The following is a 13,488-nucleotide window of genomic DNA, read 5'->3' on the forward strand; positions in this document are numbered from 1 at the left end:
CATTTAAGCATCAATACGCAGCTTACCTGCTTTGCCGAGATTCTCAAACGGCATATCACGTATAACGATAGTTACCGCTTCCGCCGGGCAGTTTGCAGTTTCACAAACCACTTCAGTTACTTTTTGTACTAAATTGCGTTTTTGTTCAACAGTACGCCCTTCAAGCATATCAATTTGAATAATTGGCATAACAGCACCACCTCTAAATTTATCTGAACGAATTATTATCAATAGTTCGTCACAGGTAAATTTTTCCCTGCTACGCTGTCAGCTATTTCTCATCAGATTTACCATTCTTACGTTTGAACCACCATAAGGCTCCATAAACGCCTATAACGACTAAGATAATACCAATCAATCTCCCCATATTTTCACTCGCAAATACGAGATCGTGACCTAAAAGCACCTTTATGACTACAGGAGGAAATTTTCCTAATACCGTAGCCAGAATGAAATCTTTAAAAGTCATGCGGCTAATAGCAGCAACAGCTGTAATAATTCCCGAGGGAGCTAACGGAAGTAATCTAGCTATTAAAAGCGCTTTAAAGCCGTTTTCAGCACTATAGTCATCTACCTGTTTTAGATAGGGACTTTTCGTAATCCAGCCTTCTACGGCGTGACGAAAAAAGTGACGCGCAAAGATAAACATGACTAAGGCTCCTGCTACTTCGCCCATCCAGGAAATAACAGTACCCCACCACAAGCCGAAAACAATGCCGGCAGCACCCGAAAGAATCATAAATGGGAAAACAATCGTAAAAGTCATGACAATAAAAAGAAACAAAGTAACAATAACAGCACCTGCTCCGAAAGAGCGAAGATACTCCGACAAGGCAATGATATCACCTTGCTTAATAATTCTATAGGCATGATCAAAAAAATCCGGCTGCCACAAGTACAGTAATATAGCCACTATGATAATAGCCAGCCATCCAAAAATTTTATTCATAGTTATCTCCCCTAGAATTACACACATCTTTATCCATATTACTAAATAAGGCTATAAAATACAATCTCTCAAAAGAGAAAAGCACCGCTTATTATGCAGTGCTTGGAGGTAAGCATATTTTTACCTGCTTATTCGTTAATTTCTTTTTGAAAAATTTCACAAGCGCTATTAGACCAATGAGTACAATCAGAGCAGCGACGTGCAAAATCATCTGCCGACACATTTAATAACGAATAGCCGTACCCCATTGCATTAATAATATGTTCAAACTCCTGGCATTCTTCTGCAATATTGCGCAGTTGTGCTTCATCATAATGGTATTGCACACAATTCCCTCCTTGGCAACCTACTTTATTCTAGTTTGCACTCCAAGGCTGGAAAATAATTTTAAAATAATAGTAAAATCATGAATAAGTTATTTACATATGGTAAATAACTAGGAATGTAAATTTTCTCCTCTCCCATAATTGGCGGCTTAAGGCCGCCCTTTTTTTTTAATTGCAGAACATCTGCCGGAATTTTTCTCCAAACCGTACCGCTAATTCAGGCCGAAGCAAATTCACGTGTTCAGGGATATTCACTGAACGCAAAGCAGCCTTACGAGCTTCTAATAAGATTTCAATATCTTTTACAATATCAGCAATTTTTAAATCTGGCAGCCCATGCTGCCTGATACCAAAAAACTGGCCCGGACCACGGAGCAGCAAATCTTTTTCCGCCAACACAAAACCATCACAGGTTTGAGACATAATGTCCAGTCGCTCTTTAGTGTCCGGATTTTTACTGTCAGAAAGTAATATGCAGTAAGATTGATACTCACCGCGTCCAATGCGTCCACGTAATTGGTGCAATTGCGCTAATCCGAAACGGTCAGCGCCATCAATAACCATTACAGTTGCATTGGGGACATTTACGCCAACTTCAATAACCGTTGTTGCAACCAACACTTTTATATCCGCTTGATAAAAAGCCTGCATGACCTGCTCTTTTTCTTGAGGTTTCAACCGTCCGTGAACCAATCCGCAAGGTACCGTGCGAAAAGTCGTTGCTTGCAATTGTTCATACAACTGCGTAGCAGACTGTGCTTCCAGCTTAGCGGATTCTTCCACTAAAGGGCAGACAATATAAGCTTGGCGGCCGGCCTGTACTTCCTTCAGTACAAAGTTATATACTCTTTCATGCATGTCTTTGTTAGCAACATAGGTTTTAATTGCCTTCCGTCCAGGCGGCATCTGGCGAATGGATGATACATCAAGATCTCCATATACCGTCAATGCCATAGTCCGCGGGATTGGAGTTGCTGTCATCACCAGTACATCGGGCATGTTCCCTTTTGCCTGTAAAAGAGCTCTTTGATTCACTCCAAAGCGATGCTGCTCATCGGTAATTACCAGTCCAAGCTGTTGAAAAACAACGTCTTCCTGAATTAAAGCATGCGTTCCAATGACAATATCGACAAGGCCAGTACTAAGCCTGTCCAATACTTCTTTACGAACGCGTTTTGTCAAGCTTCCAGTCAACAGCACAATGCGAATCCCTAATGGAGCAAGCATGCGGCTGAGAGTATGAAAATGCTGCTCAGCCAGTATCTCTGTAGGTACCATCAAAGCACCTTGATAGCCATTCTCCACCGTTTTTACCAAGGCCAGCGCAGCTACTACGGTCTTACCCGAGCCTACATCGCCCTGCAGTAAGCGCTGCATAGGAGTACTGTCTTCCATATCATCTTTAATTTCTCTAAACGCCTGCTGTTGATCATCAGTCAGCGAAAATGGCAGGCATTTTTGCGCTGCCAATAGCTGTTCACCATCGGGCCCGTGCTTAACTCCAATACCGCTGTGCTGGTGCTTCTTTTTTAAGAATAACAAGCCGCTTTGTAAATAAAATAACTCTTCAAATACCAGCCTTCTCCGCGCGTCAGCCAATAGAGCCATACTGCCTGGAAAGTGGATATTTTCTATAGCAGAAGTACGGTTAAGCAATTGATAGTTCTTACAGATCTCATCAGGAAGATTCTCAACAATTTTGGTTTGACTCTCAAGGGCCTGTTTAATCAGTGACCTTAGGAACTGCTGATTAATATTCTCACTGCTGGGATAAATCGGTACAATACGCCCTGTGTGCAAAGAATCATCGCCAGGAGATAGAAATTCCACTTCAGGCGTTGTTATTTGTATCTGACGAAACCGTCGTTCAACCTTACCGGAGACAATAAGCTGCATACCCGGTTTATACATGCGTTTAAAATAAGGCTGATTAAACCATACCAGCTCTGCTTCAGCTGACTGGTCATTCACCCGTACTTTCGTTATCGTTAAACCCCTTCGAGGCTTCACTTCATTAACGGCAGTAACAACTGCATAAAAAGTTTCCACCTGTCCGTCAAAAACCTCAGCTATTCGTTTTAACTGACTGCGATCCTCATAACGGCGGGGGTAATGCTCAAGCAACTGACCAATTGTTGTAATATTGAGTTTTGCCAATAATGCAGCCTTTTGTGGACCGACCCCTTTTAAATATTGAACAGGAGTATTCATTTAGGCAAACAAACGGCATTTAATTCGCACAGTAGTGCCTCTACATCAATATTGTGCATTTTAGCACCGTTTTCCAGAGTCTCCGTTGTTGAGGCCAAACAACCGATACAACCCATTCCATGGCGCGCAAATATCTCTCTGGCTTGGGGGGTTAAGCGGAGAATTTCCATAATAGGAGTATCTTTTTTTATCAAATTATTAGCCCCCTCTACGTACTTTTTGTTCTTTATTTTCAATATATGACATCAAACTCCTGCTAAATACTATTTATTTAAGAATTAATTCTTCCAGCCCTTGCATAGTTACCGTAATTTGTGCTAAAATATTGTCGTTGTATATGGAAAAGTCTTTGTCCTGCGAGGAGGTGGAAATAAATGGCCAACGTCTGTGAAATTTGCGCAAAAGGCGAGCGCAGCGGATTTAACGTAAGTCACTCCCATTTGAAGACCAAACGGACTTGGAAGCCTAACATTCAAAAGGTTAAAGCCATTTTGGATGGTGAAGTTAAACGAGTTAATGTTTGTACCCGTTGTCTCCGTTCCGGAAAAGTTCAACGAGCCGTTTAATGACTAAAGGACTGGTGTAAACCAAGTCCTTTATTTTTTCCAGTCTTCCCTTTAAATAGCTATTCCCGATATCTTGTCGGGAATAGCTATTTTGTTTTACTTCATTATATTTAATTACAAACATAGTAAGGCCCCCCCTTTCGATAAGGAGGCCTTACTAATTCATGACGTAAACGTAGGCTTGCCAGCTGCAGAGTCTACTTATTTTGTCAGAGCGGCCTGCGGATGACATCAAGGACACTGCCATCCCGGTACTCCACCACTCCGACAATCTGATCACTGACTGGAATAGGCTCCGGTTTGCCGGCGAGGATATAGGCCATTTGCTGCAAATCGTGAATGGACATGACAGGTACGCCTGATGCCTTCAGGTTATCCATTAGATCCGTACGACGCGGATTAACTGCTACGCCGCGCTCAGTTACGATAACATCCACTGTTTCGCCGGGTGTCACAATGGTATTGACCCGATCCAGAACCATAGGCAGACGACCTCGCAGGAGCGGCGCCACAACAATAGCGAGATTCGCCCCGGCAGCAGTATCACAGTGGCCACCCGATGCCCCCATGATAACGCCATTGGAATCCGTAATCACATTAACGTTAAAGTTAACATCCACTTCTGTAGCACTTAAAATAACCACATCCAGCTGGTTTACAATAGGCCCGCCGTTATGGGGATTAGCATAAAAGGACGCCGACATTTCCTGATGGCGGGGATTGTTTTTTATCGACTCAACGGATGGCAGATCAAAATCCTGCACATCAAATATGGTTTGTATCAAGCCTTCGTTGAGCATGTCCACAAAGGGAGCTGTAACACCGCCCAGTCCAAAGCCGGCTGTAATCCCCTGAGCGATCATTTTCTCCTTAATGAACCGTGCTGCAGCCAGTGAAGCGCCGCCGCTGCCTAATTGCAGCGAATAGCCGTCTTTGAAGTAGCCTGAGTATTCAATTACGGTAGCCGCATAATCGGCAATAAGCAGCTCTCTGGGATCGCGGCTAATACGCAAAGCCCCTGAGGCAATTCCCTTCGGATTACCGATGTTCTCCAGCTCGACGATGTAGTCTACTTGGGTCTGCGGGATGCTAATCCGCTGCAGTGGACGGTCTACTAAATTGTCTGTTAAAGCGATGACCGTATCGGCATAGGCCGCATCGACCATGGCATACCCCATAGAACCGCAGGCCGATTTGCCTTCAGTGCCGTTAATATTGCCGAACTTGTCGCAGCAAGGAGCGCCTAGAAAGGCGACGTCAATATGCAGTTCGCCGCTCTCAATCGCTCTGGCGCGACCGCCGTGAGAACGAATAAGGACCGGCCTGGCAAGCTTCCCGGCTGTCATAAGCTTGCCAAGTTTCCCCCGTCCTCCGCTTGTTTCAATATTAGTAATAACACCCGCCTCAATATAGGGAATGATGGCGTCATTGACGTCGTTTAAAGAGCTAGGTGCTAAGGTTAAGCCTTTGATCCCCTTTTTGGCAATAGCTTCGACAACAAGGTTTAAAATATAGTCTCCATTGCGAAAATGATGGTGAAAGGATATAGTCATACCATCTTTGAGGCCCGAGGCATCAATGGCCTGGTCAATAGATTCGAGAATTTTCTCTGAACGGGGTTTAGCAGAGCGGATTTTTGGACCCCAGAGGCGGCCCTCAGGTGTTATGGCAAACGGTCCCGCATAGGGAACGATGTTACTATAGCCCACGATTTGTTCGGGAATTTCTCTTCCTGCTGCATTAATCATGACAATACCTCCTCTATTTCTGTACGGCCGCCGCATAGTCCAGAATGCGCTGAGCCCGTACGACGATGGGGCCGTCAATCATTTTACCATCCAGAGCAATAACGCCGGACTTCTTTGCCAGCGCTTCTTCATAAGCTGCTAAAATGCGCTTGGCGTTATCTATTTCTTTGGCGGTAGGCTGAAATACTTGATGTACAAGGCGGACCTGGCGAGGATTGATCACTGACTTACCGTCGAAGCCCATGCCTTTAATCATGTTGGCTTCATCAACAAATCCGGTTTCATCATTCACATCGGAAAATACGCTGTCAATGGCTTGAATACCGGCCGCCCTGGCAGCCAATAACAACTCGGAACGGGGTACGAACAGTTCACGGCCTTCCTTACTCCGTGTAGTGCGCAAATCTGCAATGAAGTCTTCTCCGCCAATTGCCAGGAAGTCCATGCGCGGACTAGCTGCCGCGATATCATAAGCGCAGCGCAGTCCTTTTGCAGTTTCAATAGCAGCACCGATAACAATGGAACCAGGAACAAAGCCATTATCTTTCTCTGCCTTGGTAATAATTTCATCAAGCTCTTTAATATCGTCTACTGATTCGGCTTTTGGCAGACGGATGAGATCCGGTTTAGCAGGCAGCACTACCGCAAGATCATCGTATCCAAAAGGAGTGCTTAAGTGGTTAATCCGGATGCAAGTTTCACATGGGTAGCTGATCGATTGAAGAGCCTCGGCCACCAAATGGCGGGCAGCATCTTTTTCAGTAATGGATACGGCATCTTCCAGGCAGAAAATGATTGAATCAGCGCCATAGATACCGGCGTTCAGGAGCATTCCCGGGTTATTGCCCGGCACAAACATCATGCTTCTACGCATTCTGGCCATCTATATTCCTCCCTTGGCAGACGCTCTCTGCACAGCAGTCTGCAGCCTCGCCCTTATGGTGCAATCCAGGGCCCCTTTATCATTGGCATGCACCTGAGCATCAGTGATTCCCTGACTAAACAATGCCTCCTGTATCACTTGGGTAATGCGGAGTCCGTATTGCTTGATCACCGGGCTATTTAGCTCAATTATGATACCTGCACCAGGATTGGCAGGCGCAATGGTGATGATGATGTCATTGGACTCTACCGTTCCAGCCTGACCTGGCTGAAGTAATTTTTGCATATGGCACCTCCATGAAAATATTGGAAACTGATCTACTCAGATTAAGAATAACAGGATTAGCATAATAAATAAAATATTTAACTTTTATAAATGTTATAGAATTTTCTTATTCCCCCCTCCCTTTTCCGCTTTACAAAGAAGAGATGGCTCAGCCCGACTAGTCATGGGAATCAAGCCATTCTGTGCATCTTTATGAAGCCAATCCAGAAGAAGTTACAAAAGATTTTGAATTCTAATTAAATTGTAGTACAATTAGAGAAATAAATAAAATATATATTTTTTTGGCATTTCAATAATTTTTTCTTATTACGAGGTGAATAGACTCATATGGATGATAAAGACTGGTTGATGTTAAAAACCATTGCTGTAGAGAAAAACCTGACCAAATCAGCGGATCGCTTATATCTCTCCCAGCCCGCGCTCACGTACCGGTTACGCAATCTCGAAAAAGAGTTTGGAGCGAAACTTGTGGCCCGTCGCCCTACCGGTATACTTCTCACCCCTCAAGGGGAATATCTGCTGTCCTATTCGGAAGAAATGCTGTCACAGATGAATAAGGTGAAAGAACGCATTAAGAACATGGAAAATAAAGTCCAAGGTACGCTTCGGCTGGGAACATCCTCTGTATTTGCTCATTATGAGCTGCCGCAAATACTAAAAAGCTTTTTACACTGCTTTCCTGATGTGGAAGTTTTACTAAAAACAGGGCTTAGCCGCCACATCCATCGTATGCTGCAAAAAGAAGAGGTTTCAATTGCGATTCTCCGGGGCGATTATCATTGGGTGGACGAGAAGTTTTTGCTGCACGAAGAACCTATATGCCTGGTGTCAAGCAGCCCTATCGAATTTAGCGAGCTACCTTACAAGCCCCAAATCAGTTACCTCACAGACAGCTCATTGGAACCGGTAATACAGGATTGGTGGCGGGAATCATTCGCCTGTGCTCCCCAAGTAAACCTGGAAGTGGACAGCATGGATACCTGCCGTCAAATGGTGCTGCACGGCCTTGGCTGGGCCATCCTGCCAGAAATTGGCCTAGGTGAGCAAAGCGGTTTATTCCGGCGCGAGCTTTTTTGGCGAAGCGGCAAACCGCTGGTAAGAAGAACATGGTTAGCCTATTCCCCATCCTTCTTAGAACTATCCGCCGTCCGCGCATTTGTTGAATTTCTTAAAGAGCAATACCATGTGCCAACAAATTCTATCTAAATAGCGCCATTAACAAAGAAAGGGCTGTCCCGCAAAGTACGAAAAACCTTGCGGGACAGCTCTTATATATATCAGTAACAATAGACAATAAAACCTGAAAAGAAACACCGACTGTGCCTCATTGCAGGTTACTAAACGGCTTTTCCTGCTTCATAAGCTTGTAACAAAAGCTCGTTATTATTAGCTGCGGCATGCGGGTCTGTGCCACCCGCCTGTAAGAGGGTATCCACTACCTGTAAATTAAGCAGCTTAAGCACGGCTTCATTGGTTTGAAAGGATATTTGAAAAGCCTGCGAGTTGGGATTTCCTTGCGAATATACCATGATCAGGCTTTTAGCAGCATATCTGGGCTGGAAATTTTCATCAAACAAGCCGCAGAGCCGATCCCACAACAGCTTCATTTGAGCTGAGACCTGCCAAACATATACAGGTGAGCCGAAAACCACAGCATCAGCATCGACAATCGCTTGAAACATGTTCTGGAGATCGTCCTGCATAATACAGTGCCCGGTTCTCCGGCAAACGAGACAGCCTTGGCAGGGTTTGATGTTCATATCGTACAGATTGAAAACAGTTGTATCGGCACCCGCCTCTTGCGCCCCCCGAATCACTTCATTAACAAGAGTAGCTGTGTTGCCGTTTTTTCTCGGGCTCCCTATAAAAGCAACCACTTTTTTCATGTTGTAATTCCCTCCACTTAAAAATAAAATCATACTACTCTTCAAAAATCCAGACGGTTAAATAAACCCGCCATTGACGCGGATCGTTTGGCCAGTGATCCACTGCGATTCTTGCCCTGTCAGCCACAACACAACTTTAGCAATATCCTCTGTTTCACCCAGACGGCCAAAGGTATTCATCTTTGTCATAGTTTCGATTTGCTCTTTCGTTTTCCCCTCAGTAAAAAGTTCGGTGTTGACCGGTCCTGGAGCAACCGCATTGATCGTAATCCCTTTGGGCCCGAATTCTTTAGCCAATTGACGAGTAAACTGCTCGACGGCTCCCTTTGTACCCGCATAAATACTGTAGGCTGGGAACATCATTCCAGCTACCGAGGTAGAAAAATTGATAATCCGTCCGTTATTAGCCATGTGCCTGGCTGCTTGTTGACAGGCAAAGTAGGTTCCTTTTACATTGACGGCAAAAATTTTGTCAAAATCCTCTTCTGTTATAGCTGTGATCGGTTTGGTGATCATAATTCCTGCATTGTTGACCAGAATGTCAATTTTCCCATAGGCTTCCATCGCCTTTTGGAACAATCCCTCCACCTCGGCTACCCGGCTAATGTCTGCCTGAACTGGGGTTGCTTCGCCGCCCTGCTGTTTAATTCCGGCAACGACTTCGTTGGCTTTTTCCGAGTTTCCGGCGTAATTAATAATGACCTTCGCTCCATTCAGCGCCAGTTCTTCTGCGATAGTTCTGCCGATTCCCCGGGACGATCCCGTCACTAAGGCTACTTTTCCTGTTAGCTTTTTCTCCTGTACTTGTACCATCGTTCCTCTCCTCCTTTGATGCTACTCATGGAACCCCTCCAACATGGTTTCAACTACTTGCTTTAGCAATCCCTCCCTGTTTTCGTCCTTATGATCCAATACCATCCGGGGATGGTGGAAGGATATAGTGGATTCCAATAACAGCTGGACTACATTCTCTGGTGATTTCGCGTGAATCTCTTGCGCTATGATCGCCTTTTGCACAAGCATCAGCAGCTGTCTATTCAAATTATCCAAATGATCTATGATAAACGGCTTCAACAGCTCCGCGGCCATGTTAAAGGATTTATAAAGCTCAGGATCCTTTAAAACCTTTTCTTTTTTAAGTTGATGATATGTTAGAAACCATTTCACAATCAACTGTCGAGGCGGTACTTCCTTGTTCGCAATATGCTCCAATGTATTGTCCATGTGTGCCAGCCACCGTTCCGATATGGCGTCAAGCAATGCTGCTTTATCAGGAAAATGATTATAAAGCGCAGCCTGACTGATTTTGAGTTCCTTTGCAATATCCGTTAAACGGAATTTTTCAAAACTGTATGCCCGAATCTTTTCTTCGGCAATCTGCAGGGCCTTTTCTTTAATTTCTTCAGAAGATAGACCTGTTTTAGGCAATGTATCACCACCGCACTTTCATTGTGTCTAAATAGCATATCAAGAATAGTTTTTTATATTATATGTTATAAATATTATAATTTATAACACAATGTTTAGTCAAAGCTTTATTTGCTCATCGTCGGGCGCAGCAAAAACATAGCTGGCTGCCCTCAACTATATCTATGAGGGCAGCCAGCTATGTTATCCAGCTTATGCCTTAGAAAGCTACTCCCGTTTGTTTTTACTACTTTCCTTCCAGGTAATATCTTACCCACATAATTACTTCCGATAGTGAAGGGTGTGGTGTCATTGTCTCGCTGATACTTTGCACGGAGTGCGGATCTAAATAACGAGTCATCCTGGAGGCTCGTAACTCCATTACTGACTTAGATGCAATATGATCATTGACAGGTGTAAGTGTCGTTTCACCAGCATTCATAAGATTAACAAATGGTTGGAGCAAAATAGAAGCTTGCGGTCCAATTAAATGGGCGCCTAGAATGAGATTTGTTTTTTTATCTACCACAATCTTAACAAATCCATCATGCTCGTCTCCGGGATCAAAGCCAAGGGCAAAGCCTTTGGAAGTCGATGAATAATGATGTTTGGCTGTTAGAACCTCATAACCTGCTTGAATAGCCTGTTGCTCTGTCAGGCCCACATGAGCAACTTGAGGATATGTGAAGGTTACAACAGGTATTAAATCATAGCGGGCCCAGCGCCAGTCTTGCAGTTGTTGTTCACCAAATAAATTGTGGACTACTATTTCAGCTTCATAATTTGCTTTATGTCGAAAGGGAGCTGCACCATTTACATCACCAAAAGCCCAAACACCATCAACATTCGTTTCCAAAAACTCATTTGTAACAATCCATCCTCCGCTATCGGTTATGATACTTGTGTTTTCTAAGTGTAAAAAATCCGTATTGGGGCGTATTCCAGTGGCAATCAAAATTTCTTCTGCCCGGACTTCGCAAGATTCACTAGTTAGTTTGTCAGAAAAGGTTACGATCTTTTCGCCATTTTCTACCCGTACCGCGGTTGGTATATGGTTCAATACTATATTAATACCAAAACTACGAAGATCCTTTAAGATTTGGGCAGAAAATTCTTCATCTTCCTTAGGCAACAAGCGCGTATTGCGCTGTGCCAAAGTGACCTTCGTGCCAGCAGCTGTAAACACATGAGCAAACTCGGTACCGATAGGACCACCGCCCAAAATAACTAAACTTTTGTATGGTGTTTCCGGATACTTATCTCCAAACAGGGATTCAGACGTTATATAACCAGCCTCTTCTAATCCAGCGAGGGAAGGTATATTCGTACGCGACCCAACGGCAATAAAGATTTTATCGGCTGTAAACTCTTCTGATAGAGTACCATCATTTAATGCTACTTGTAATACCTTTTCATTTGTAAAGTAACCGGTTCCTTGATAAATATCAACATTTTTCGTTGTGTAATAGGCTAAAATATCATTGCTTTCATTTATTTTTTGCCATACACGCCGGGAAACGGTCTCCCAATTCATACGCGCCGGAGCTACGTCGACCCCGATCTTCGATAATCCATCAATTTCTCTAATATAATCTGCAGCTGTAACCATCACCTTAGTAGGAATACAGCCTCGAGTTAAACACGTCCCGCCAAAACGTCCTTTTTCTATCATAGCGCATTTTAAGCCCTGTTCAAGAGCTGCATCTAATACAATATTGGCCGATCCTGAACCGATTACCACAATATCATATTGCTTCATACCAGTAATACTCCTTTTAAAAATTATGCTTCTTATGTATAATACGCACTATGCCTGATAAGGGTTATACGGTGATGGCGAAAAATTCCCACGGCCTGTCACTAGATCAGCAATTTAAAAGTAAAAAAGTCGGTTGGTGAAGTTTAATAATCACACTAACCGACTTTTCGAAAATGTCCCCAAAGCCTTAAATCCTTTATCTGGATAAGAAGGCGCCGGTATTTCCCATGATGTGCAAAAAGGATTTTTTTCTTGTTGGATTGCTTATTTTACAATCTATGGGTATAATATAAGAAAAGGACTGACGTGTTGGTCGCACGCCAGCCCAGCAAGTTGTCTAACCGGAACGGTTAGCCTTAGTCGGGATTATTTAGAAATAACCGCGAACCTTGGTGAGAGGGCGGTTATTTCTTTTTTATGATTAATACGATTAACGTAGCAAATGCGACTGCAAAAGACAACGTCTCATATGTAGTCATAAAACACCACCTCCCTTTCTTAAAGGGTGTGTGTGGCCAACCGTCCCTCGACAACCTGTTGTAATTATTATAACATAATCTTCCAGGCTAAAAAGAGAAAATTCTTTTAATTGCTTTTAGGCTGCCGCTTTTTAAAAGAAGGCGGCTTCTTTATTTTTCACGTTGTGCAGTTGTGCAACGCCAGCCGACGTTCCCGGCAGTCCCGGTGCGAGTGATAGTGCTTCGTTCTGCATTCTGCCCTCGCTAGCCTCCCGGCAGGCTGCGACTGTAAGCGCCTGCGAGGCCTAAACACAGAGCTACAGCCGTCTTAGGGGAGGGTTTACTTCCAGTAGTTCACACAACATGCAGAGGGATTTGTTCCACTCATGGAGAAAATATCCAATAGAGTATCTAACAAGGGGGCCTGATCATGCCCACACTACAGCCCATAAAAACTAATCTTCTCAAACCTCTGCTCCTTGCATCCGGTTTAAGTGGGGTGCTATTTTATTTCTCCACTGGATTTTACGATAATTGGCTGCTAACCTGGCTGGCATCACTGCCGGTATGCTTTTATGCCTTGCAGTCCCGGGCTGGAGGAGCAGCGCTGGCTGCGTTCACTGCTTACGTCCTCGGTGCCATGAACCAGTTTGGCTACCTGCCTCCGTTGCTCTTTGTCGGTACAACAATGCTGAGTGCAGCAGCGTTCAGCACCTCCATCCTGCTATTGCGCTCTTTAACCCTAGCTAACCGCCAAATTTTTGCACCGTTTGCCTTTGCCGCTTCCTGGACCTCATTTGAATTTGTCCGTTCCCTTATTTCCTCTTTCGGCACTTTCGATAGCCTTGCCTATACTCAGGTCTACAACCTTCCCATTATTCAATTGGCGTCTTTGTCCGGTATCTGGGGCATAACATTTCTGCTTATGCTGATCCCTGCCTGTCTGGCTGTTGTTTGGCGCTATCGCTAGAATAGGAATATTTGCCGCCTGACAATCCTGCTCTCGGGCA

The 13,488-nt window shown here is 44.2% G+C and carries 15 protein-coding genes; 3 read left to right on the top strand and 12 right to left on the bottom strand.

All coding sequences use genetic code 11. The annotated features are described in order from the left end of the window. Positions 1-3: 3 nt before the first annotated feature. From RTR76_RS05050 to RTR76_RS05070, 5 genes are all read right to left on the bottom strand, one after another. Positions 4-189 (bottom strand): 4-oxalocrotonate tautomerase, encoded by a 186-nt coding sequence (locus RTR76_RS05050; RefSeq protein ID WP_396144248.1) that lies wholly within the window; start codon positions 187-189, stop codon positions 4-6. Between the two features lie 82 nt (positions 190-271). Then, the gene (locus RTR76_RS05055; protein WP_312517389.1) at positions 272-949 is read right to left on the bottom strand and encodes a TVP38/TMEM64 family protein; all 678 of its coding nucleotides are present in this window, start codon (positions 947-949) and stop codon (positions 272-274) included. A gap of 128 nt (positions 950-1,077) precedes the next feature. After that, positions 1,078-1,275, bottom strand: coding sequence for a hypothetical protein (locus RTR76_RS05060; RefSeq protein WP_312517392.1), 198 nt, complete (start codon positions 1,273-1,275; stop codon positions 1,078-1,080). A 168-nt stretch (positions 1,276-1,443) separates the two neighbouring features. Continuing rightward, positions 1,444-3,486, bottom strand: a complete 2,043-nt coding sequence (recG, locus tag RTR76_RS05065) for an ATP-dependent DNA helicase RecG (protein ID WP_312517395.1) — start codon at positions 3,484-3,486, stop codon at positions 1,444-1,446. After that, positions 3,483-3,680, bottom strand: a complete 198-nt coding sequence (locus tag RTR76_RS05070; protein WP_312517398.1) for a DUF1858 domain-containing protein — start codon at positions 3,678-3,680, stop codon at positions 3,483-3,485. Before RTR76_RS05070 ends, recG begins: the two co-directional genes overlap by 4 nt. 180 nt (positions 3,681-3,860) lie before the next feature. Between RTR76_RS05070 and rpmB the strand changes: the two genes are divergently transcribed. After that, positions 3,861-4,052: a 50S ribosomal protein L28 gene (rpmB, locus tag RTR76_RS05075; protein ID WP_312517401.1), complete on the top strand. Its 192-nt coding sequence runs from the start codon at positions 3,861-3,863 to the stop codon at positions 4,050-4,052. Positions 4,053-4,261: 209 nt separating this feature from the next. Here rpmB and citF read toward each other — a convergent pair whose 3' ends face one another. From citF to citD, 3 genes are read right to left on the bottom strand one after another with little or no spacing between them, the layout of a single operon-like run. After that, the gene (gene citF, locus RTR76_RS05080; protein WP_312517403.1) at positions 4,262-5,800 is read right to left on the bottom strand and encodes a citrate lyase subunit alpha; all 1,539 of its coding nucleotides are present in this window, start codon (positions 5,798-5,800) and stop codon (positions 4,262-4,264) included. Between the two features lie 13 nt (positions 5,801-5,813). Continuing rightward, positions 5,814-6,683, bottom strand: coding sequence for an aldolase/citrate lyase family protein (locus tag RTR76_RS05085; RefSeq protein WP_312517405.1), 870 nt, complete (start codon positions 6,681-6,683; stop codon positions 5,814-5,816). Further along, complete coding sequence (gene citD / locus RTR76_RS05090) at positions 6,684-6,968, bottom strand: citrate lyase acyl carrier protein (RefSeq protein WP_312517406.1); 285 nt, start codon at positions 6,966-6,968, stop codon at positions 6,684-6,686. Positions 6,969-7,295: 327 nt separating this feature from the next. On the opposite strand from citD, the gene RTR76_RS05095 reads away from it, so the two are divergent. Further along, positions 7,296-8,174, top strand: a complete 879-nt coding sequence (locus RTR76_RS05095) for a LysR family transcriptional regulator (protein WP_312517409.1) — start codon at positions 7,296-7,298, stop codon at positions 8,172-8,174. Positions 8,175-8,305: 131 nt separating this feature from the next. Here RTR76_RS05095 and RTR76_RS05100 read toward each other — a convergent pair whose 3' ends face one another. The 4 genes from RTR76_RS05100 to RTR76_RS05115 all read right to left on the bottom strand — a co-directional run bounded on the left by RTR76_RS05100 (position 8,306) and on the right by RTR76_RS05115 (position 12,020). Beyond that, the gene (locus RTR76_RS05100; protein ID WP_312517411.1) at positions 8,306-8,854 is read right to left on the bottom strand and encodes a flavodoxin family protein; all 549 of its coding nucleotides are present in this window, start codon (positions 8,852-8,854) and stop codon (positions 8,306-8,308) included. 57 nt (positions 8,855-8,911) lie between these two features. Next, positions 8,912-9,667, bottom strand: coding sequence for an SDR family oxidoreductase (locus tag RTR76_RS05105; RefSeq protein ID WP_312517414.1), 756 nt, complete (start codon positions 9,665-9,667; stop codon positions 8,912-8,914). 21 nt (positions 9,668-9,688) lie between these two features. Next, positions 9,689-10,282 carry a TetR/AcrR family transcriptional regulator gene (locus tag RTR76_RS05110; protein WP_312517416.1) on the bottom strand — a complete coding sequence of 198 codons (594 nt, stop codon included), beginning with the start codon at positions 10,280-10,282 and terminating at the stop codon, positions 9,689-9,691. Between the two features lie 226 nt (positions 10,283-10,508). Continuing rightward, positions 10,509-12,020, bottom strand: coding sequence for a dihydrolipoyl dehydrogenase (locus RTR76_RS05115; RefSeq protein ID WP_312517419.1), 1,512 nt, complete (start codon positions 12,018-12,020; stop codon positions 10,509-10,511). Positions 12,021-12,908: 888 nt separating this feature from the next. On the opposite strand from RTR76_RS05115, the gene RTR76_RS05120 reads away from it, so the two are divergent. Beyond that, positions 12,909-13,448, top strand: coding sequence for a hypothetical protein (locus tag RTR76_RS05120; RefSeq protein ID WP_312517421.1), 540 nt, complete (start codon positions 12,909-12,911; stop codon positions 13,446-13,448). Positions 13,449-13,488 lie beyond the last annotated feature (40 nt).

Source organism: Anaerospora sp. (genome assembly GCF_032013335.1).
Classification (GTDB): domain Bacteria; phylum Bacillota; class Negativicutes; order Sporomusales; family DSM-15969; genus Anaerospora.